The following is a 20,897-nucleotide window of genomic DNA, read 5'->3' on the forward strand; positions in this document are numbered from 1 at the left end:
TCGGGTCAGGCCGTCGGCGACCACCCTGCCCGACGGCGGGGTCAGGCCGTCGCGGGGCGGTCCACCGCGCCGCCGTAGCGGCGGTCCCGCCGCGCGTAGGTCTCCACCGCCCGCCACAGGGTGCGGCGGTCGACGTCGGGCCACGCGTCGTCGATGAAGACCATCTCCGCGTAGGCCGACTGCCACAGCATGAAGTTGGACGTACGCTGCTCGCCGCCCGTCCTGAGGAACATGTCGACGTCGGGCAGCTCGGGCTCGTCCAGGTACCTGGCGACCGTGCGCTCCGTGACGCGCGCGGGGTCCAGCCGGCCCGCGGCGACCTCGCGGGCGATGGCGGCCGCGGCGTCGGCGATCTCGGCCCGCCCGCCGTAGTTCACGCACATGGTCAGGGTGCACACCTCGTTGTCCCGGGTCTGCTCCTCCGCTCGCTCGAGCTCGGCGATCACGGACCGCCACAGCCGCGGCCGGCGCCCGGCCCAGCGCACCCGGACCCCCCACTCGTCCATCTGGTCGCGGCGCCGGTGCAGGACCTCCCGGTTGAAGCCCATCAGGAAGCGCACCTCCTCCGGCGAGCGCTTCCAGTTCTCGGTGGAGAACGCGTAGGCGGAGACGTGCGTGATGCCCAGCTCGATCGCCCCGGCGACCACCTCGAGCAGCGCCGCCTCGCCCGCCTTGTGGCCCTCGACGCGGGGCAGCCCGCGCGCGTTGGCCCAGCGACCGTTGCCGTCCATGACGACGGCGACGTGCCGGGGCACGAACCGCGGGTCCATGCGCGGGGCCACCTCGCCGGAGGGGTGCGGCGGCGGCGGGACGGGGGCCGGCCGGGTCATGCGCGCTCGACCAGCCGCAGGGAGCGCAGCTGCCGTTCGAGGTGCCACTGCAGGTACGACGCCACGAGGCCGGAGGCCTCCTTCCGGTGCCTGGTGTCGGAGGCGTCCGCGTCGGCCCACTCTCCCGAGAGCAGCGCGCCGAGCAGGGACATGGTCTCGCGGGCCGGCGAGGCGGAGCCGGGCGGCCGGCAGCCGTCGCACACCGACCCGCCCGCGGCGGCGTTGAAGGCACGGTGCGGTCCGTCGGCCCCGCAGCGGGCGCAGTCGTAGCAGCTGGGTGCCCAGCCGGCCACGGAGAGGGACCGCAGGAGGTAGGAGTCGAGCACGAGCGAGGGGGCGTGGCGGCGGGTGGCGAGGGCGTGCAGGGCGCCGATCAGCAGCAGGTACTGCTGCGGCGCGGGCTCCCGCTCGATCTCGGTCAGGCGGCCCGCGGTCTCGGCCATCGCGGTGGCCGTGGTGTACAGGGAGTAGTCGGCACCGAGGGAACGCCCGTACGGCGCGATGGTCTCCACCTGGGTGATCGTGTCGAGGTTGCGGCCCAGGTGCAGCTGCACGTCGATGACGCCGAACGGCTCGAGGCGCGCCCCGAACTTGCTGGAGGTGCGCCGCACCCCCTTGGCGACGGCGCGCACCTGGCCGTGCTCGCGGGTGAGCAGGGTGATGATCCGGTCGGCCTCACCGAGCTTGTGGGTGCGCAGCACCACAGCCTCGTCCCGGTAGAGCTTCACCGTCCCATCATCCCAGGTCGTCCGGCGGGCCGCCGGACCGCGCCCGGCGAGCCTCGCGCCGTGCGCGCAGGCGTGGCGCCAGGGCGCGCCCTGCCTCCAGCACGACGAGGGCGCCGTGGGCGACGACGTCGACCCAGGCCGCGGCGGTCAGGTACCACGGCGCCGCCCCGCTGCCGATCGTGGGCCCGAGGTCGACCGCCCCGAGCAGGGCCGCGGCCACGAGGTAGTGCAGCAGGCCGGAGGCCTGCCCGCCGTCCGGCAGGGGTGAGCTCCACCCGCGAGCGTCGGTCAGCACCCCGTGGACAACGGTCCAGCTCCGCCAGGCGAGCAGCACGGGCAGGAGGACGGCGACCAGCGCCACCAGTGCGAGCAGCAGGGTCCGCAGCGGCCCGCCGGTGAGCGCCAGGGCGGCGACCGCCCCACCGAGCGCGACCCACGCGGCGGCGGTGGCCCGGCCGAACCTCCGCGGGCCGAACGCCCGCCGCACCGTCGTCGTCAGCCGCCCGGCGACCGCCCCGGCGGTACCGCCCAGGCGGGTCCCGACCCAGTCCTGCGGCGGGAACGCCTCACCCGACGGCGCCCGGCTTCCTCCCGACGTCCGCGCTCCCCCGCGTGCCCGCGGTTCCCCGGGCGCCTCGGCCGGACCCTCGACGACGATCTCGAGATCCTGCACGAGCCGCTCGGCGAGCCGCTCGAGCCCCGCCATGCCGGACTCGTCGTCCCAGGTGAGCGTCAGGACGACGGCGTCGCGCGACCACCTCGGGACGACGACCGCGACGACCCGCACGTCCGGGCCGGTGCCGGCGTCCCAGGTCCGGGTGGAGAGCAGGGCCACCGGCCCGTGCGGGCTGTCGACGGTTCGATGGCCCGGGCTGACCGGCTGCCCGGGCTCGACGGGCGGTGGGCTCTGGAGGCGGGCGCGGGCCCTGCCGGTGGCGCGGGAGAGGGCGCGCCGCTCCAGCAGGAGCGTGGGCGGACGTCGGTGGGCCCCGACCCCCGCGGCGAGGCCACCCGTCGGACTGGTGCCACCTGTCGGGCCGGCCGACGTCGGGGCTGCCGAGGGATCGAGGACGGCGACGGTGACGTCACCGCCCGGCGGTTCGAGGACGCCCCAGGGGTCGGCGAAGAGGGGCGGTCCGCCGTCGCCGAGGACGCTGGTGTCGCGCTGCGCGCGCCAGCCCGGCGGGAGACGCCAGTCGCGGACGTACCCGCTCCGGCTCAAGCGGGCTCCTCTGTCACGGTCAGGCCGTGCGCCATGAGGCTGGTCTCGGCCATGAGCGCGGGCTGGAGCTCGGGGTAGCGCGAGGTGATCTCCAGCTCGAAGATGCTTCCCGTCCCCTCGGGAAAGACGGTGGTCGCGAGCCGCACCACACTGCGCATCCCCCACTTCCTGCGCCAGATCTCGTTGGTCAGCACCAGCTGTCCTGCGGGGACCGTCGCCAGGGAGACCTCACGGTGCTGGTACACCCGCTGGGCGTCCGGGCCGACCTTCTTCACCTGGTCGAGGTAGCGGCGGGCGTCGAGCACCGTGCCGTTCTCCTCCGGGCGCGGCCAGCGCGACAGCCGCAGGCTGGCGGTCACCAGGCCGGTCCGCGGGTCAGGTACCCGCAGGCCGGCCTGGACGGCCGTCCCCCGGAGCTCCTCGAGCTCCTTCTCCAGCACGCCGACCGCCTGGGTCACCGACAGTCCGGCGCGCCGGGTGGTGGCCGCCGCGGCACGCAGGGCCACGACGTCGGGGCTCCCCGGCTCCCAGACCACCCAGCCCTCGGGCAGCTCCATCCGCCAGGTGATGCCCGCCATGCCGCTCCCCTCAGCGGGCCGCGCGGTTGACGGCCGAGACGATCGCCTTGAAGGACGCGGTCATGGTCGACGGGTCGATGCCGACGCCCCAGAGGACCTGGCCGCCGACCTCGCACTCGACGTAGGACGCGGCCGTGGCGTCGCCGCCCTCCGAGAGCGCGTGCTCGGCGTAGTCGAGGACGTGGACGTCCACGCCGACCTCGCCGAGCGCGTTGACGAACGCGTCGATGGGGCCGTTCCCGGTGGCCGCGACGACCTTCTGCTGGCCCCGGTCGACGAGCGTGACGGTCAGCACCGCGTCCTTGCCCTCGCCCGCCGTCGTGACCGTGGTGCCCTCGAGGGAGAAGCGACCCCACGGTTCCAGACCCATGGCGGCGGTGTGCGGAAGGTACTCGTCGGCGAAGATCGACCAGAGCTTCTCGGCGTCGATCTCCCCGCCGTAGGCGTCGGTGTGCTTCTGGACGATGCCGGACAGCTCGATCTGGAGCCGGCGCGGCAGGTCGAGGTGACGGGTGGAGGAGAGCAGGTAGGCCACGCCGCCCTTGCCGGACTGGGAGTTGACCCGGACCACGGCCTCGTAGGAGCGCCCGACGTCCTTGGGGTCGATCGGCAGGTAGGGCAGCTCCCAGACGACGGCGTTCTCGTCGCCGCCCGCGGCCGCCACCTTGGCCGCGCGCACCTCGAAGCCCTTCTTGATGGCGTCCTGGTGGGAGCCGGAGAAGGAGGTGTAGACGAGGTCGCCGCCGTAGGGGTGGCGGGGGTGGACGTCCATCTGCGTGCACGCCTCGACGGTGCGGCGCACGTCGTCGATGTCGGAGAAGTCGATCATCGGGTCGATGCCCTGGCTGAACAGGTTCAGCCCGAGGGTGACGAGGTCGACGTTGCCGGTGCGCTCGCCCTGCCCGAACAGGCAACCCTCGACGCGGTCGGCGCCCGCGAGCAGGCCGAGCTCGGCCGCCGCCACACCGGTGCCCCGGTCGTTGTGCGGGTGGAGCGACAGCGCGATGTGCTCGCGGCGGCTCAGGTTCCGGCTCATCCACTCGATCTGGTCGGCGTAGACGTTGGGCGTGGCACGCTCGACGGTGGCGGGCAGGTTGAGGATGATCTCGCGGCCGGCCTCCGGCTGCCAGACGTCCATCACCGCCTCGCAGACCTCGAGGGCGTAGTCGAGCTCGGTGTCGACGAAGATCTCCGGGGAGTACTGGTAGCCGAAGACGGTGTCGTCGCCCAGGACCTTCTCGGCGTAGGCCACGACCTCCCGCGTGCCGGAGGCCGCGAGCTCACGCGTGGCCTCCTTGTCGTTGCGGAAGACGACGTCGCGGAAGACCGGTGCGGTGGCGTTGTACAGGTGCACGTTGGCCCGGGGCAGCCCGACGAGCGAGTCGATCGTGCGGTGGATGAGCTCGGGGCGGGACTGCGTCAGGACCGAGACGGTGACGTCCTCGGGCACGGCGCCCGACTCGACCAGCGACCGGACGAAGTCGAAGTCCGTCTGGGAGGCCGCCGGGAAGCCGATCTCGATCTCCTTGTAGCCCATCCGGACCAGGAGGTCGAACATCTGCCGCTTGCGCTGGGGGTTCATGGGCTCGATGAGCGCCTGGTTGCCGTCGCGCAGGTCGGTGGAGAGCCACCGGGGCGCCCTGGTCGTGCGCTTCGTCGGCCAGGTGCGGTCCGGCAGGTCGACCGGGTTGGTCTCGACGAACGGCCGGTACTTCGCCACCGGCATCGCGGAGGGGCGCTGGGCGCGGATGTGGTGCTGGGTCTTCATCTGTCTTCCTCGTCGCTGTGCGTCATGGCCGGGCACGACGACCGCCGCGACGAGGAGCCGGCCTTAGTTGGCCTCGTCGCGGCACGGAAGGAGCAGCAGGTGCTGCCCGTGGTGAGCCATGCGCACGCAGCGACCCTAGCGCGCACGCGCGCCCGTCGTCACTTCCCGGCCCGGGCCGTCTCAGGATCTGGGGTCTCGCGCCCGCACCTCGTCCTCGCGAGGCCGGTCACGGTGCTCCGCGCAGCACGGTGCTCTCGATCTCGGGGTCGGTCTCGTCGGCCGCGACGGCGAGAACGGTGGCGCCGGCGCGGACCCGGGCTCCCGGCGGCACCTTCGTCTCCTCCCAGGCGGCCAGCCGCCGCTCGCCGTGCGCGGTGACGACGGTGGTGCCGTTGGTCGACGCCCGGTCGGTGACCCAGACGCCCGCGGGGGTCACGCGCACCGTCAGGTGGGTCTTGGACATCGTCGGGTCCTCGACGGCGAGCGTGCGGTCGATCCGCTCGCCGGCGCGCGCGGCCGGGGCCCGACCGACGAGGGTCGTGCCCGGCTCGAGGAGCCGCCCCCCGAGGCGGACCTGCACCACCTCCGAGCGGTGCGGGCGGGGCGCGACGGGCGCGGCCGGAAGGCGCGGGTCGGCGTCGGTCGGCGGTTCCGGGGTGGCCGGGCCGGCGTATGCCGCAGCTTCGGCGGGGACGGCTGGCGCCCGGTCGGTCTCGGCGCTGCCGTGGAGCTCGCGCAGGGCCGCGGCCTCCTGCGACGGTGCGGCCCGCCCGCTCAGCGCGGCGCGCACCCGCCGCCAGCCGCGCCAGCTGGTGGCCGCCGCGGTCCAGGAGACCCCGGCCCCGAGGACCGACGCGAGCAGCACCCCAAGGTCGGCCGTGGTCGAGTAGGGCGCGAGGACGTCGATCCCGTCGCGCACCACGTCGACCGTCCACACCACCGCCACCCCCGCGGCGACGACGGCGGCGACCAGACGAGGTGCCAGGCTCACGGCGGGATCGTCCGAGCCCCGGGCCGGCGGTGCCGTGGGGACGGACCCGGGCACGCGCCTGGCACCGTCCGCGCGGATCAGGAGCGGGAGCAGCGCCCACAGCGCCAGACCGCGGGAGAGTTTCGAGCCCACGACCGCAACTGCGATGCCGACGCCGACGCCCAGCACCAGCAGCAGACCTCCGACGACGGCGGCAGCCGTCCCGGTCAGCCCGAGGGCCGTCTCGTCACCCGCCCCTGCCCGCAGCACCGTCGCGCCGACGAGGCCCGCCAGCCAGGCCAGTGCCCCGGTGCCGAGCCGGCCGAGGTCGGTGTAGGCCGGGAGCAGCGTCCGCATCGCCACCTGACGACGGATCAGCATCGAGCCGTAGGTGGTCCAGTCCCGCCGGAAGTCGGCGGGGTCGAGGAAGTTCCTGGCCGGCGCGGGGACGAGGAGCATGAAGCCAGTCTGCCGTGTTTCGGCCGACTCGTCCCCGAAGTTCCGAGGGTGCCGACCGGCCCAGGACCACCGGTCGTTGCAGGAATGGCGGCGGGCACGGACGGTTGCGTCCGTGCCCGCGGGTGGCCGGGCGGTTCCCGGCCGGCGGTCAGATGCCCGCGGCCAGCTGCGAGTCCGTGTCGGCCAGCGCCTGCGCGGCGTTGACCAGGTACTGCGACAGGTCCTGCAGCCCCTCGATCGTCGACTGCGCCCCCGTGGTGAACTGCTGGTAGGACTCGTTGAACCGCACCGACGCCTGGTCGGTGACGAACCCCGACTCCACCAGGCCCTGGATCTGCGCCTGCAGCCGGTTCAGGTCCGCGATGATCTGGTCCTTCGCGGTGACCAGGTTGTTGGCCTCACGCTGCATCTCGTCGTAGGAGACGTTGATGTTCGACATCGTGCGTCATTCCCCCTCTTCGGTTCACGTCCCGCCGCCAGCCGACGAGATCCGCTGAGAACATTCCTACCGGTCCGAAACAGCCCGTGTCGCCCACTACCCATGGGGACAACTCCCCGCGGGTCCCGACCCCATGGGGACGACTCCCTGCCGACCCCGACCTCAAGGGGACAGCTCCCCGCACTGACGACAGCCGGCCGGGGCGGACGGTCCGCGTAGCTCCCCCTGCGTGCCACGTGGTCGGTCCGGCCCCGGCCGGCTGGTGCGTCTGGTGCTGACAGGTCTGATGCTGCGGGGACTCGGCGTCCCCACCCGCGGGTGGCCGGGCGGTCCCGGCCGGCGGTCAGATGCCCGCGGCCAGCTGCGAGTCCGTGTCGGCCAGCGCCTGCGCGGCGTTGACCAGGTACTGCGACAGGTCCTGCAGCCCCTCGATCGTCGACTGCGCACCCGTGGTGAACTGCTGGTAGGACTCGTTGAACCGCACCGACGCCTGGTCGGTGACGAACCCCGACTCCACCAGGCCCTGGATCTGCGCCTGCAGCCGGTTCAGGTCCGCGATGATCTGGTCCTTCGCGGTGACCAGGTTGTTGGCCTCACGCTGCATCTCGTCGTAGGAGACGTTGATGTTCGACATCGTGCGTCATTCCCCCTCTTCGGTTCACGTCCCGCCGCCAGCCGACGAGATCCGCTGAGAACATTCCTACCGGTCCGAAACAGCCCGTGTCGCCCACTACCCATGGGGACAACTCCCCGCGGGTCCCGACCCCATGGGGACAACTCCCCACCGGCCCCGAGGCGAGACGATCCCCGCGGGCCGGGAGACGAGACAGCTCACCCGCGAGCCTCCGGACCGCCGGGACGCGTCAGGTGAGCGCCGCGAAGAGCAGGGCCCCGACGATGATCGCCGTGCTCGTGGCGCACAGCAGCAGCCCGAGCCTGCCGACCCAGGACGCCGTGCCCCCGCGCCGCGCGGCACGGACCGCCGGGACCAGACCGACCGGGCCCAGCCCGAGGACGCCGAGCAGCAGGGCGGCGACGGCGGACCCGCCCGCCCCGACGCCGACGACGTCCCGTTCCTGGCTCGTCAGCTCGTCCCCGCGGCCGGACCGGGCCAGGGCGGCGAGCTCCTGGTAGGGCCGCTGCGGCGGGGCCGCAGGGTCGTCTCGCGTCATGATTCTCCTGTCGGGTCCGCGGCTCCGGCCGGGTCCGCCTCGAGCCAGAGGTTGTCGGCGAAGTCGTCCAGCTCCTCGATCATGCCCACGGCGTGGCCGGGGTCGAGCGTGGCGAGCGTGAGGAGCACGGTCGTCCCGCCCTCGAGGTCCCAGCGGTACGCGACCGTCACCAGCAGGTCGTCGGTGCCGGGGTGCGCCCGGCCCGCGGACACCGTGCGCGTCGCCGGTCCGAGGTGCGCCGCCTCGATGACGTCGGCCGCGGGCGCGAGCGGCGAGGCGGGTGCCTCGAGCTCCGCGAGTCCGGCCGTGGGACCGGTCAGCAGCCGGGCTTTGGCCATGCGGCTCAGGTCCTCGGGCAGGTAGACGTAGACGGCGCCGTCGTGACCGGCCTCGCTCTCCGCGAGGTCCTGCAGAAGGCGGGCGAGCACCTCGCGGCCGGCTTCGTCGGCGGGTCCGTAGTCGGCGGCGACGGCCCGGGCCCACGCGGCCGGGCCGTCCCCGCGGCGGTCGGGGTAGTCGCCCGGCACGCGGACCCACACGGCCGGGTCGGGGCTGGCCACCAGGGACGCGCTCATCGGGCGTCCTCCTCCGACGCGGCCGCCTGCGCCCGCACGGGGACGTGCGCCGGCTCCAGGGCCTGGCGCTCCGGCACCTGCACCCGCTCCGGCTCCTGCCCCCGCCGCACCCAGCGGAAGGTGGTGAGCATCGCGTCGATCAGCTCGGTGACGGCGTCGGCAACCGCGGCACCTCCGTCGTCGGGGCCCTCGAGGATGCTGGCCGAGACGACGGCGTACCGCGCCCCGGCCCCGGCCTCCGCGAGGTAGTAGGTGAGCTGCCGGCGTGCCGGGGCGCCCTCCTCGCCGACGCCGACCGCTCCGCTCCCGGCGAGGTGCTCGAGCGTCCGCACGGCGGGGGCGCCGCCGATCTCGACGACCTCCGCCCCCGGCCGGCGGGCGACCACGGCGAGGAGGACGTCGGCGGGGTCCTCCGCGGGCTCGAGGCGGGGCAGGCTCACGATGGCGGAGGCGGGCACCGTCACCCCGTGCACGCGCTCGACCGGCAGGTAGAGCTCGACGCCGCTCTGCGCGGCGGCCGCGCGGACCTGGCGGGTGATCGCCGTCTGCAGCTGCCGGCGCAGGCCCGCCACCCGGGGGTCCTCGATCCCGGCGAAGGTGCGGTCCAGCACCGCGGTGACGGCCTGGCGGGACCCCTTCCCGACGGGGATGCGTACCCAGCCCGGCGGGACGACGATCGAGAACCCCGTGGTGTGCCCGCTCATCGCGGCTCCCCCGGCGGTCGTGCCATGAGCCGGGCCGCCCGCGACTGCCCGGCTCCACTGTCCGGCGACGGGACCCCGCGGCCCGCCCGCACCGCGGCGACCAGTACCGCGGCGAGAGCCAGCGCGAGCCAGAGCCAGAAGACGCCGAAGGAGACGCCGTAGTACTGGCTGTCCAGGAACCTGTGCGGGCCGGCCGTCCAGCCGGCGATGCCCCGGATCGTGCCCGCGATCACCAGGGACCCCCAGAAGAGCAGGTGGGTCGGGATGCGCCCGGGGTCGAACGGCGTCCGTCCGCCGGTGCGGATCGACCCGACCGCGAGGACGACTCCCCAGGCGCCGAGCAGGTACACCACGGGCACGTGGCCCCAGGAGAGGGCCGCGGCGACGGCGGAGTAGAACCGCTCCCCGAAGGTGCCGTGGGCCGGGTCGGAGAGGGCGGCCTCGAGCCCGCCGGTGTAGTGGCGCGGCGCGTAGAGGTACAGGCCCGTCCAGGCGAACAGGGCCAGGTGGACGAGCCCCACGAGCTGGAACTGCCGCAGCGGGGTCGGGCGAGCCCGGGCGGTGACGGAGTTGCCGGTCACTTCAGGACGCCGCCGACGTCGTGCTGCAGGCGCTGGTCCGGCAGGTACGGGTCGATGAGGTTCCCGCCCCAGGTGGCGGCGCCGTCCTTGAGGGGTGTCGCGGCGTAGAGGGCCAGCGCCCCCTCGAAGTTCCGGTAGTTCCCGGTGATCTGGTCGATGACCATGATCTCCCGGGCGGCGCGGCCGCCACCGCTCCCCTGGACGGCCATCTGCTGGTAGTAACTCATCTGGTAGGCGTCCGAGCCGCCGCCCGAGCGCAGCACGTTGCTCCACCCGTTGTCCGCCACGTTCTGCCGTGCCGAGGCGAACCACGACCCGGGCTCCCGCAGTGCGACCCGCTGGTCCGGCGTCGTCATCCGCAGGTACTCCGCCCGCTGCGCCTCGGCTCCTCGCCGGGCCCGGCGGGACCGCGCACGGTTGCCCGCGCGGCCGCCGCGCGGGACGCCGGCGGGCCGTGGCGGCGCCAGCACGTTGCCACGGTTGCGGGCGACCTGGGCGGCGCGGGCGGCCCGCGCGCCCCTGAACGCCAGGGCACCGATCCTGCCGATCCCGAGGGTGGCGAGCCCGACGGCGTCCATGAAGAAGTCGCCCCAGTCCTTGTTCCCGTTCTCGGCCAGGGCGAAGTTGATCCCCGCCGCCCCGAGGCCGACGACGAGGCCGATGGTGAAGAGGTTGACGCCGGGGATGAAGAGGGACACCACGGCCAGGACCGCGGCGACGACGCCCAGGACCGTGCCGACCGTGTCGAGGAACTCGGCGTTCTTGTTGAGGAACTGACGCCAGCCGGGGTCGTCCAGGTCGTTGATCTTCAGAGCGTTGTCGATCAGGCCCATCGCGGTCTCGGCCGCCCCGTCGCGGTGTCCGGTCGCCCTCGACAGCGTGGCGAAGGCGTCGTCGAGCGTCCCCTGCGCCGTCGCCTGCCGGGACCAGGCGGCCTGGAGTTCGCCGTCGACCCGGGCCTGCGCCGCCTCGTCCGGCGCGGCCTGGCGCTGGTGGAGCAGGTCGGAGACCTCGGTGTCGGCGGCGTTCAGGTCCTGCCGCGCCCGCGAGGCGGCCTCGAGCGCCTCGACCGACCACTGCTGGGCGGTCCTGAGCGGCTCGACGTACCCCGCCAGCGCCGTGGCCGTGCCGGCGTAGCGGTCCTCGGCCAGCTCGATCTCGGCGGCCACCTCGAGGGCACGCTGCCGGAACTTTTCGACGGCCTCGCTGCGCATGCCGTCGTCGGCGCCCAGGGCGCGGAGGTTCTCGGCGGCCTCCCTGATGGTGGTGGCCACCCGAGACATTGCCTCGGCCCCCGCGGACACCTCGTCCGGGTCACCCGGGACCGGGTCCTCCCACTGCTGGAGGGGCGACCAGTCGGTGGGGCGGCTCATCGCGCTCCTCCGGCGTGCTCGGGGTCGGCGGAGACGGCCCTGGCGAGCTCGCTGTCCCACTCCTCGAAGGCGATGCCGACGTTCTCGGACACCTCACCGAGGCTGCCGATCGTCTCGAGCATCTCCTGGCGGCGGCTCTGCCAGCTGTCGGCGAAGTCGCGGACCCGGCCGGCCAGCCCGGCGTGGCCCACGTGACCTGCCAGGGAGGCGGCGTCGTCCTTGGCGCCCTGCAGCGACTCGACGACATCTCTGAGCCGGGCGCCGGCGTTCCTGAGCACCTCGGTGTCCACCTTGAAGTCGCTCTCGCCCATCAGACCCCCCGTACGTGCGCCATGTGGTTCCTGCCTAGATTTGTACCTCACCCGTCGGCCGCGCTGCATGCACCCGGCATGGGGACAACTCCCCTGCCGCGCGCCCACGGCCTGTCGCTCACCCGAGCAGCGGCAGCTGCACCTTCCGCACCTTGCCCTTGGCCACGTACATGCCGCGCCCGGGCGGGAACTCCTTGCGCTGCACCCGCGGGAAGGAGGTGCGGAACAGCGAGTCCCCCTCGACCGACTCCGGCTGCAGCGCGAGCCCGCGGCGGCCGTTGCGGACCTCCGCCAGCAGCGGCCAGGACGATCCCCAGGTGGACGTCTCGCCGTCCGCGATCACCAGGTGCTCGTTGCGCTTCACGTGCTGGATGAGCTCGGTGACCGGCTTCTCCGCGGGGCTGGACAGGAAGTCCGAGAGGTTCTCGATCACGAGGACGACGCCGGGCTGCCCGCGGTCCGGCGGCGCGGCGAGCAGCGGGAGGACCTCCTTGGCGAGGTCGGCGACGTCGGCCGCGCCGGTGGCGGTGCGCTCCCAGAGGTCCTGGCCGGCCAGGACCGAGCGCCGCGCCCCCAGGTAGACGAACCGGGTGGCCGGTTCCGCCTCGGCCAGCGCGTGGGTGAGCCAGCGCAGGGCGTTGGTCCGGCCGGACTCCGCCGGGCCCGCGAGCAGGAACGTCCCGACGGGTTCGAACCCGATCGGGGCCAGCGTGTCGTCCGCGACGCCGAGCACCGGCAGGCCGCCGACGTGGACCGGCATCTCCTCCGAGGGCACCACCTCGGGCAGGCGGCGCACGCGCGGCGCCTCCTGGGTGCCCGTCCGGCGCAGGGTGCCGGCGAGCTTCTCGATCGCCCGGACCTGCTCGGCCAGGTTCGGCGTCCCGCCGAGGACCGCGATCTGCATCTCCAGGCCGGAGGGGGTGATCGCCCGCCCGGGCGCGGACCCGGCGTCGAGGACGTCCTTGGGTGCGCCGAGCTGCTGGTAGGCGTTCTCGTCCGCCATGCGCATGATCACGCGCCGCGGCAGGGACCCGGTCACGGAGGTCGGGACGGCGCCGGGGCGGTCGGCCGTGACGGCGACGTGCACGCCCGCGGAGCGGCCGTCGACGAGCAGCTGGAGGAACAGCTGGTACCAGGGCGCCCGGCCGATCACCGTCTCCCACTCGGCGCGGAACGCGGCGTACCCGTCCACGAGCAGCAGGACCCGCGGCTCGTCGGCCAGGCCGGTGATGTCGCGGTACTCCTCGATGCTGCCGGCGCGAGCGCCGGCGTAGCGCACGGAGCGCTCCTCGACGAGGTCGCGCATCGTGCCGAGCAGGCGCTGGACACGCTCGGCGTCGTCCCCGTCGATGATCGCGCCCACGTGCGGGAGCACCTCGAGCGGCGCGAGGCCGCCGGAGGAGAAGTCGAGCCCGTAGACGTGGACCGGTCCCCCCTTCGGGGTGATCCCGGCGCCGACGGCGAGGGTACGCAGCGCCGTCGACTTGCCGGCGCCGCCGGCGCCGTAGAAGACGATGTTGCCGTCGGTGTCGGGCCGGTAGTACGTGGTGGCCTGTCGCTGGTGCGCCGGGTCGTCGACCACGCCGAGGACGAGCGCCGAGTCGGTGCGCGGCCGCAGGGCCGAGAGGTCCTGTACCTCGGCGAGCGTGGGCAACCAGGGCTTGCGGGGCGCCGGTACCCCCGCCGCGTCGGCGGCCGCCCGCACCGAGGCGACGATGCGCGCGATGTCCGTGGGCCCCTCCTCGCGGCGGTCGGCCGCGCGCTCCTCCTCGGGCCGCTCCGGCCTCTCCCACCGGACCCCGGCGCCCATGGCGAGGGTCTCGACGTCGACCTGCGCCTTCGGTGCGGCGTCGGTGGTGCGCCCGCCGGCGTACCCGGCCTGGAACAGCGTGATCCGGCCGGGGCCGGTGCGCGCGGCGCCGCGGCCTGGGGTGCCCGGGTCGAAGTGGGCCGCCATCGGCAGGCCGAGGACGTCGGAGGAGTCGTTCTCGTCGGCCATCCGCAACGCCACGCGCAGGTTGGTGTTCGCCCGGAGGTTGTCCTTGATGACCCCGGCGGGGCGCTGCGTGGCGAGGACGAGGTGCAGACCGAGGGACCGGCCGCGCTGGGCGACGTCGACGACGCCGTCGACGAACTCCGGGACCTCGGTGGCCAGGGCCGCGAACTCGTCGACGATGATGATCAGGCTCGGCGGCGCCTCCGGGTCGCCGGTGCGCTCGAGCGTGACGAGGTCCTTCGCGCCCTTGCGGTTCAGCAGGTGCTCGCGGTGGTGCAGCTCGGCGCGCAGGGAGGTCAGCGCGCGGCGCACGAGGTGCGGCGAGAGGTCGGTGACCAGCCCCACCGTGTGCGGGAGCTTGACGCAGTCCGCGAAGGCGGAGCCGCCCTTGTAGTCGACGAACAGGAACGTGACCCGGTCGGGGCTGTGGGCCGTGGCCATGCCGAGGACCCAGGACTGCAGGAACTCCGACTTGCCCGCGCCGGTCGTCCCCCCGACCAGGGCGTGGGGGCCCTGCGTCCGCAGGTCGAGGGTGAACGCCTCGGTGGCGCCCTGGCCGATGAGGGCGCGCAGGTTGGCGTCGTGTCGGCGCCGCTGGGGCGGGCGCCCGTCGCGCGGCGTGAGGGAGCCGTTCTCCTGCCAGCGCTCGAGGATGCCCTGCGCCCCCTGGGCCACCTCGGGGCCGACAAGCGCGAGGTAGGAGACCCGCCCGGGCAGGTCGGAGGCGTCGTCGACCGGTGCGCCGGCGTCGGTGACGGCGGCGAGGTGGGTGGCCAGGGCCGCGACGTGCGCCGAGGACAGGGTCTCGCAGGTCATGGGCGTCACCGCGGTGCCGGACCGGACGTAGCCGGCGGCGCCGGCGTCGGTGCTGGAGGTGACCGCGACGAAGGTGCGGCAGACGGCGGGCAGGCGCTCCACGGCGCCCGCGCACCAGATCACGTGCACGCCCGCCGCGGGCCCCTCCTCGGCGAGCCGGACCAGGCGGCCGCGCTCGACGGGCGCGTCGTCCTCCACCAGCAGCACCACGACGGGCAGGTGCAGGCTCTCGCGGGAGCCGCGGGCGGCGAGCCGGTCGTCGACCAGCCCCTCGAGCCGGGAGACCAGCTGCAGGACGCCCGCCTGGTGCGAGCCGATGTGCGGCCCGTCGAGGGGCGAGTGGACGGAGCCGACGTGCGGCAGCCACTTCGTCCAGTCCCACCGGGCGGCGCTGGCGGCCGAGGTGGCGACGGTGAGGACCAGCTCGGCGGGCGAGTGCATCGCGACCAGCTGGCCGACGACGGCGCGGGCGACGTCGTCGAGCACCTGCCGGGGCCCGGCGAGACCGACCGCCCCGCACTCGCGCAGGTCCGCGGTGACCGGGACGCCGTCGACCATGAGCATGTCTTGCCGGAGGGCGGTGACCTGGTCCCAGAACTCGTCGAGGGTGTTGCCGCGGTTCGGGACCTTCACCTCGGTGCGTGAGGGCACGGTGCCGACACCGAGGCGGAGCGTGAGGAAGGCGTCGTGCTCCGGGCGCCGGGTCCACAGCAGCGGCTCGAGCGACATCACGGCGCGGTGCAGCTCCCCGGCCGAGGGGTGCTCGGCCAGGCGCACCGTGCGCTCGGTGGTCCGCCGCTCCTCCAGGTCCGCACGCACCGAGGCGACGGTCCGCTCGAACTGCTCGACCTCGGCCCGGAAGTTGCGCCGGTTGGTGATGCGCTGGTCGACGTAGGTGCCGATGACCATCAGCGGCATCATCGCCATGAAGGCCAGCATCAGGGGGTCCCGCCCCATCACCAGGAAGATCGGCACCATGACGAGCGGGACGAGCAGGATGACGATCGGGAACTTCGCGGGCTTCTCCGGGGCGGGCGGCTTCGGTGCCTCGACCTCCTCGCCGGCGAACACCGGCGCCAGGCGCGGGGACCGGTTGAACTCCACGACGGCGGCGTCGGGCCGGGCGTGCCGGGAGGCGGCGATGCGCTCGACGCGGATGGTGGTGTCGCCCAGGCTCACCGTGTCCTGCGGGAGCAGCACGGCGCGCTGCACCTGACCGTCACCCATCAGCAGGCCGTTGGCCGAGCGCAGGTCGGCGATCTCGATGACGTCCGTGACGGAGAGACGCGCGTGCTCCTTGGAGACGGTCGCGTCGGCCAGGCGCACGTCGCACCCCTTGCCCCGCCCGATGATGGTGGTGCCCTCGGGCACGTCGACCACCCGTCCGGTCTCGGGGCCCTCCACCACGGTGATGCGGGCGACCGGCGGGGCCTGGGGGTCGCGGCGTTCGAACCCCTGCGTCGCCCGGGCCAGCGACACGACCGTCCCGGGCCGGACCGCCTGGGCGGCGGGGGCGTCGGGGTCGAGCAGACGGGTGTGCTCGGGCGCGCCGTCGCGGGCGTGGCGGCGCAGGGTGAGGGTGGCGAGCTCCGGCTCGCCGAGGGACGGCGGGACCGGGTCCGTCTCGTGCAGGTTCCGGGCGACGTCGGCGACCGTGGCGGTGCCGTCCACGGTCACCGCCAGGTCGACCGGCTCGGCGCTGGTGCGCAGGAGGGTCAGCTTGATCCGCATGCTCAGTCCTTCCGGCGCGGCGCGGTGCCGGCGCTGTCCGTGGTTCGTGCGCCCGCCGTCGTCCGCGGGTCGCGGCGCCGGGTCCGGCGGAGTGACCGGGTCGAGACGCGGGAACGCCACCAGCGCCGGCGCCCGACGGCGGTGCGGAGCCGCACGAGCGTGGCCTCCACCTCGCCCCAGTAGGTGGTGACGTGGTCCTCGCCCGGCTCGGCCGGGCCGAACGTGCCGGCGTCGGCGCGGCGCGCCAGGTCCGCAGCCCGCGCGGCGGAGGCGTCGACCGGGGCGGTCCGGCGCTGACGCCGGGTGGCCTCGCCCGGTGCGGCCAGCGCGGCGACCATCTCGCCCGCGGCCTGGGAGCGGGTGGCGGTCCGCGAGACCTCCACGCCGAGGTCGGTGGCGGCGTCGACGATCTCGGCCCAGCCGCCGGCCACCCGCGTCGAGGGGGGGCCGAGGGTGCGCCGGCGCCGGCGACGGCGCAGCTTGACCGCGAGGATCACCAGCAGCGGCGCCAGGACTATGAGCAGCACCCCGGCGGCGGCCGCGGCGACGAGCAGCGCCACCGGGAGGGCCGCGTCCTCCTTCTCCTCCTCGTCCTCGATCTCCACGTCCTGCCGGTCCGACGGCGGGGCGTCCGGGGGCTCCTGCGCCGGCGGGGGCGGCTGGAGCACCTGCGGCTGCGGCCGGTTCTGCGGCAGCGGCGACTCCTCCTGCCAGATCCGGTCCTCGTCCGGCGTCGGGTAGAACGGCACCCAGCCGTGACCCTCGAAGGGCACCTCGACCCACGCCGTGACGTCGTCGCCGGTGAGCTCCACCGGCCCGTCGGCGCCCGCCGGGGCCTCGAAACCCATGACCACACGCGCCGGCACGGACATCGACCGGAGGATCAGCCCCATCGCGGCGGCGTACTGCTCCTCGTCGCCCACCATGGGGTCCTCGCCGCCCAGCAGGGAGTCCAGGCGGGCCGCGCCGTGCCCGGGCAGGGACGGCGTCTCCCCCTCCAGCCCGTGCGAGAAGTACCCCGCCTGCAGCCCCTGCTCGACCGCCTGGATGCGCGCGATGCTGGTCGAGGCGTCCGCCGTCAGCGCGGCCGCCACCGTGGTGACGACGTCGGGGACCGTCACCTCGGGGAGGGGGACGTCGGCGAGCGGGGCGCCCGCGAGCTCAGTGTTGGTCGGCCGCACCGGCACCGCGGCGAGCACCTCGTAGGTGTCCCCGGGGGCGAGCCCCGCGGTGGTCAGCCCGGTCCCGGTGGACCGGTTGAAGAAGAAGGAGCGGGAGAGGTCCTCGGCCCCGGCGCCGGTGAAGTCCACGTCGTACGGCGTGCCGAGCACGGGCACCCACACGCCCGCGTACTCCCCCACCGTGACGCTGACCTCGTGGAGGCCGTCGGCGAGCTCCGGCTCGATGCGCTCGCCGATGCGCAGGTACTCCCCGGACCCCGACTGCGCCGGCTCGGCCACGGCCCACGCGGTGCCGTCGTAGGCGTCCAGGGTGGCCACGCGCACCTGGGCCCCGGCGGGGAGGCCGTCGACGGTGAGGACGGGCTCCTCGCGGTGGTTCTTGACGTACTCGCGGAAGCCCGCGAGGGGGCTCGGGTAGTCGTGGAGGTCGGGCGGCGGCTCGATGCGCTCACGCAGCACCAGCCGGTCGGAAGGCGGGGCCAGCATCCCGGCGGCCCCGCCGACGACGGCGCCGACGGCGACCAGGGCGGCGACGCCCGGCACGCGCCCTGCGTGCATCCGGCCGGTGCGCCAGCTCGCCCAGACCAGCCCGACGGCGGCCAGGACGAGGCCGAGCGGCACCGACGTCGTGACGTCCGCCGTGCCCAGCAGGATGGCGACGACGAGCACGAGGGCGGGCGGGACGAGCGCCCACACCGGGCGGCGCGTGCGCGCGGCGACCGTCACGGACACGCAGGTCGCGACGAGCGCGAGGAGGTAGGGGGCGGTGAGCAGGTTCCCGCCCGCGCCCAGCGGCGGCAGGACGGTGACGACGTCCTTCCACGACGTCACCACGCCCCGCCCCACGGCGCCGATCGTCTCCGGCGTCGGGACCACCCCGCCCAGCGCCGTGGTCGGCGCCCCGAGGGCGGAGAAGAGGACGAGGACGGCGGCGAGGGCCGCCAGCACCGGCAGCACGCCCCAGCGCAGGGCGGCCCCGACGACGGCGACCGCGGCCCCCAGCAGCACCCCGCCGAGCACGGCGGCGACCAGCCGGGCGGTGCCGAACACCGGCAGGAACGGCACGAGCGCGGCCAGGACGAGGAAGGAGATGACGGCGACGTCGACCCCGCGGCGCGCCAGCACCTGACGGACGGCGGGGATCATCGCATCGCCTTCCGCAGCGTGCGCGGCAGCTCGTCGAGAGCCCGGACGGTCACGACGGTGACCACGCCGACCGTGGACAGCCCGGACTCGGCGTCCCGGTCGACCCGCACCGCCAGGGCGCGCACGCCGACCGGCAGGACGGCGCCGGCCGCGCGCAGGTCCCGCGGCGAGACGGTGGAGCCGCAGACGAGGATCGCCATGGAGGCGTGCTCGACGTCCCGGGCGACCGCGCGGGCCATGGTGACCACGCCGGAGGGCCCGGTGCCGGTCTCCAGCCGGGTCAGGTTGTCGAGCAGCTGGCGGCGCGAGAGCGCGGGCAGGACCTCGTGGCTGGTGAGGACGGTGAGGTCCTTCTCCTCCGCGAGGGCCTGCAGGCCGAGCGACCCGGCGCTCGAGACCGCGATCTCGAGCTCCTCGTCGTCGTAGTAGTCGGCCGCGTTGCGGCTCAGCGCCACGACGACGTGCGAGCGCCGGGTCTCCTCGAACTGGCGGACCATGAGCTTCCCGGTGCGCGCGGAGGAGCGCCAGTGCACGTGGCGGCGGTCGTCGCCGGGGATGTACTCGCGCAGCGCGTGGAAGGCGAGGTCGGAGCTGGTGATGTCCCGGGTGGTCGCGCCCTCGAGGTCGTGGAGGAACCCGGCGGCGGTGGAGGCCAGGCGCACGGTGCGGGGGTGGACGTAGAGCTCCGCCACGTCCGTCCAGGTCATGGAGCGGCGGACGAGGCCGAGCGGGTCGCCGCGCACCGAGCGGACCGGCCCCACGGCGATGACCGCGCGCCGGGCGGTGGGGATGGCGAAGAGCTCCTCGTGCTCCCCGCCGCGCGGGAGCCCGGGCAGGGCGAACGCGACCTCGGCCTGCCCCACCGGCATCTCGATGCGGGCGGGCAGCACGTGGTGCGCGGAGGTGTTGCGGACGACCACCCCGGCCATGGCCCGCTCCCCCACCACCACGCGGGACTCCGAGAGGCGCAGGATGACGGCGTACGGCTGGCGGCCGAGGGTGAAGGCGAGCGCGGCCAGGAAGACGGTGACGAGCACGACGCCGACGACGAACAGCTCCACCCAGCCGAGGCCGCGGCCCGCCACCCAGGCGACGACGCCGGCCACGAGGGCCGCCCAGCCGATCGCCCCGACCCAGCGGAGCACGCGGGCGGTGGCCAGCCGCTGGGCGCGGGTGCGCTCCAGCGCCCCCTGGACCCCGGGAATGGTGCTCAGTCGCTGGGTGAGGGAGGTGCGTGCGGTGGTGCCGGCCGTCCGGGCGGTGGTCGAGCTGCCCGCCGTCCGTGCGCTGCGCTCGGTGCTCACTGCCGGGGTGCCTGCTCCTGCGCCTGGGCGCGCACGGCCGGGGGCACGACGTCGGAGAGGACGGCGGCGAGGGCGTCGGCGGCGGTGGCGCCCTCGAACTCCGCCTCCGCCTCGAGCACCAGGCGGTGGGCCAGGACGGGCTCGGCGAGATCCTTGACGTCGTCGGGCACCACGTAGTTGCGCCCGTGGGCGGCGGCCCACGTCTTCGCCGCGCGCACCAGCGCGAGCGCGCCGCGGACCGAGACGCCGACGACGACGCCGGGGGCGCGCCGGGTCTCCTCGACGATCCGCGAGACGTACTCGAGCACCGCCGGGTCGACGTGCACCGTGTCGGCCAGCCCCACCATGTCGGAGACGGCCTGGCCGGTGATGACCGGCTCGAGGGCACCGGCGCGGTCACGCTGGGCGGCGCCGTGCAGGATCTGCACGGTGGCCGAGTGGTCCGGGTAGCCGACGGAGGTCTTCATCAGGAAGCGGTCGAGCTGCGCCTCGGGCAGGCGGTAGGTGCCGGCCTGCTCTATGGGGTTCTGCGTGGCGAGGACGATGAACGGCCGGCCGACGTCGTAGGGCACGCCGTCGACGGTGACCCGGCCCTCCTCCATGACCTCCAGCAGGGCGGACTGCGTCTTGGGCGAGGCGCGGTTGATCTCGTCGGCCAGCACGACGCTGGCGAAGATCGGGCCGTGGTGGAACTCGAAGGTCTGCGTCTTCGGGTCGAAGATCGACACGCCCGTCACGTCCGAGGGCAGCAGGTCCGGGGTGAACTGGATGCGGCTGCTCCTCGCCTGCAGGGTCTGCCCGAGCGCCCGGGCGAGCTGCGTCTTGCCGGTGCCCGGGTAGTCCTCGAGCAGCAGGTGCCCGCCGGAGAGCAGGGTGGTGACCACCAGGCGCACCACGTTCTGCTTGCCGATCACTGCCCGGGAGACGTTCTCCACGATGCGGTCGAACGTCCCGGCGAACCAGGTGGCCTGCTCCAGGGTCATCACGGGGGCGGAGGTGCTGGTGGCGGTCAC

General features: G+C 74.7%; 18 protein-coding genes. All 18 read right to left on the bottom strand.

Going from position 1 to position 20,897, the window contains the following annotated elements; all coding sequences use genetic code 11:
• Window positions 1-41: 41 nt before the first annotated feature.
• The 18 genes from KZX45_RS02570 to KZX45_RS02655 all read right to left on the bottom strand — a co-directional run bounded on the left by KZX45_RS02570 (window position 42) and on the right by KZX45_RS02655 (window position 20,867).
• Window positions 42-830, bottom strand: a complete 789-nt coding sequence (locus KZX45_RS02570) for an isoprenyl transferase (RefSeq protein WP_248256124.1) — start codon at window positions 828-830, stop codon at window positions 42-44.
• Window positions 827-1,558 carry a DNA repair protein RecO gene (recO, locus tag KZX45_RS02575; RefSeq protein ID WP_248256125.1) on the bottom strand — a complete coding sequence of 244 codons (732 nt, stop codon included), beginning with the start codon at window positions 1,556-1,558 and terminating at the stop codon, window positions 827-829. The genes KZX45_RS02570 and recO overlap by 4 nt, the downstream gene beginning before the upstream one ends.
• A gap of 7 nt (window positions 1,559-1,565) precedes the next feature.
• Entirely contained in the window at window positions 1,566-2,780 is a 1,215-nt protein-coding gene (locus tag KZX45_RS02580) for a hypothetical protein (RefSeq protein WP_248256126.1), read from the bottom strand.
• Window positions 2,777-3,358 (bottom strand): hypothetical protein, encoded by a 582-nt coding sequence (locus tag KZX45_RS02585; protein ID WP_248256127.1) that lies wholly within the window; start codon window positions 3,356-3,358, stop codon window positions 2,777-2,779. Before KZX45_RS02585 ends, KZX45_RS02580 begins: the two co-directional genes overlap by 4 nt.
• Window positions 3,359-3,368: 10 nt before the next feature.
• A complete protein-coding gene (leuA, locus tag KZX45_RS02590; protein ID WP_248256128.1) occupies window positions 3,369-5,126 on the bottom strand; it encodes a 2-isopropylmalate synthase in 1,758 nt (585 codons plus the stop codon).
• 226 nt (window positions 5,127-5,352) lie between these two features.
• Window positions 5,353-6,555 carry an FHA domain-containing protein gene (locus tag KZX45_RS02595; protein WP_248256129.1) on the bottom strand — a complete coding sequence of 401 codons (1,203 nt, stop codon included), beginning with the start codon at window positions 6,553-6,555 and terminating at the stop codon, window positions 5,353-5,355.
• 148 nt (window positions 6,556-6,703) lie between these two features.
• Window positions 6,704-6,994: a WXG100 family type VII secretion target gene (locus tag KZX45_RS02600; RefSeq protein ID WP_248256130.1), complete on the bottom strand. Its 291-nt coding sequence runs from the start codon at window positions 6,992-6,994 to the stop codon at window positions 6,704-6,706.
• Window positions 6,995-7,337: 343 nt separating this feature from the next.
• A complete protein-coding gene (locus KZX45_RS02605) occupies window positions 7,338-7,628 on the bottom strand; it encodes a WXG100 family type VII secretion target (RefSeq protein WP_248256130.1) in 291 nt (96 codons plus the stop codon).
• Between the two features lie 229 nt (window positions 7,629-7,857).
• The gene (locus tag KZX45_RS02610) at window positions 7,858-8,166 is read right to left on the bottom strand and encodes a hypothetical protein (RefSeq protein ID WP_248256131.1); all 309 of its coding nucleotides are present in this window, start codon (window positions 8,164-8,166) and stop codon (window positions 7,858-7,860) included.
• Complete coding sequence (locus KZX45_RS02615; protein ID WP_248256132.1) at window positions 8,163-8,741, bottom strand: hypothetical protein; 579 nt, start codon at window positions 8,739-8,741, stop codon at window positions 8,163-8,165. Before KZX45_RS02615 ends, KZX45_RS02610 begins: the two co-directional genes overlap by 4 nt.
• Window positions 8,738-9,445, bottom strand: a complete 708-nt coding sequence (locus KZX45_RS02620; RefSeq protein WP_248256133.1) for a hypothetical protein — start codon at window positions 9,443-9,445, stop codon at window positions 8,738-8,740. Before KZX45_RS02620 ends, KZX45_RS02615 begins: the two co-directional genes overlap by 4 nt.
• Window positions 9,442-10,026 (bottom strand): hypothetical protein, encoded by a 585-nt coding sequence (locus KZX45_RS02625; protein WP_248256134.1) that lies wholly within the window; start codon window positions 10,024-10,026, stop codon window positions 9,442-9,444. The genes KZX45_RS02620 and KZX45_RS02625 overlap by 4 nt, the downstream gene beginning before the upstream one ends.
• Window positions 10,023-11,399: a hypothetical protein gene (locus KZX45_RS02630; protein ID WP_248256135.1), complete on the bottom strand. Its 1,377-nt coding sequence runs from the start codon at window positions 11,397-11,399 to the stop codon at window positions 10,023-10,025. Before KZX45_RS02630 ends, KZX45_RS02625 begins: the two co-directional genes overlap by 4 nt.
• Window positions 11,396-11,710 (bottom strand): hypothetical protein, encoded by a 315-nt coding sequence (locus tag KZX45_RS02635; RefSeq protein ID WP_248256136.1) that lies wholly within the window; start codon window positions 11,708-11,710, stop codon window positions 11,396-11,398. The genes KZX45_RS02630 and KZX45_RS02635 overlap by 4 nt, the downstream gene beginning before the upstream one ends.
• Before the next feature lie 118 nt (window positions 11,711-11,828).
• Complete coding sequence (locus KZX45_RS02640; protein WP_248256308.1) at window positions 11,829-16,253, bottom strand: FtsK/SpoIIIE domain-containing protein; 4,425 nt, start codon at window positions 16,251-16,253, stop codon at window positions 11,829-11,831.
• 2 nt (window positions 16,254-16,255) lie between these two features.
• A complete protein-coding gene (locus KZX45_RS02645) occupies window positions 16,256-18,580 on the bottom strand; it encodes a transglutaminase domain-containing protein (protein ID WP_282453116.1) in 2,325 nt (774 codons plus the stop codon).
• The gene (locus KZX45_RS02650; RefSeq protein ID WP_248256137.1) at window positions 18,577-19,884 is read right to left on the bottom strand and encodes a DUF58 domain-containing protein; all 1,308 of its coding nucleotides are present in this window, start codon (window positions 19,882-19,884) and stop codon (window positions 18,577-18,579) included. Before KZX45_RS02650 ends, KZX45_RS02645 begins: the two co-directional genes overlap by 4 nt.
• Complete coding sequence (locus KZX45_RS02655; protein ID WP_248256309.1) at window positions 19,881-20,867, bottom strand: MoxR family ATPase; 987 nt, start codon at window positions 20,865-20,867, stop codon at window positions 19,881-19,883. Before KZX45_RS02655 ends, KZX45_RS02650 begins: the two co-directional genes overlap by 4 nt.
• Window positions 20,868-20,897 lie beyond the last annotated feature (30 nt).

The sequence above is a fragment of the Georgenia sp. EYE_87 genome, from assembly GCF_023148685.1.
Taxonomy (GTDB): domain Bacteria; phylum Actinomycetota; class Actinomycetes; order Actinomycetales; family Actinomycetaceae; genus Georgenia.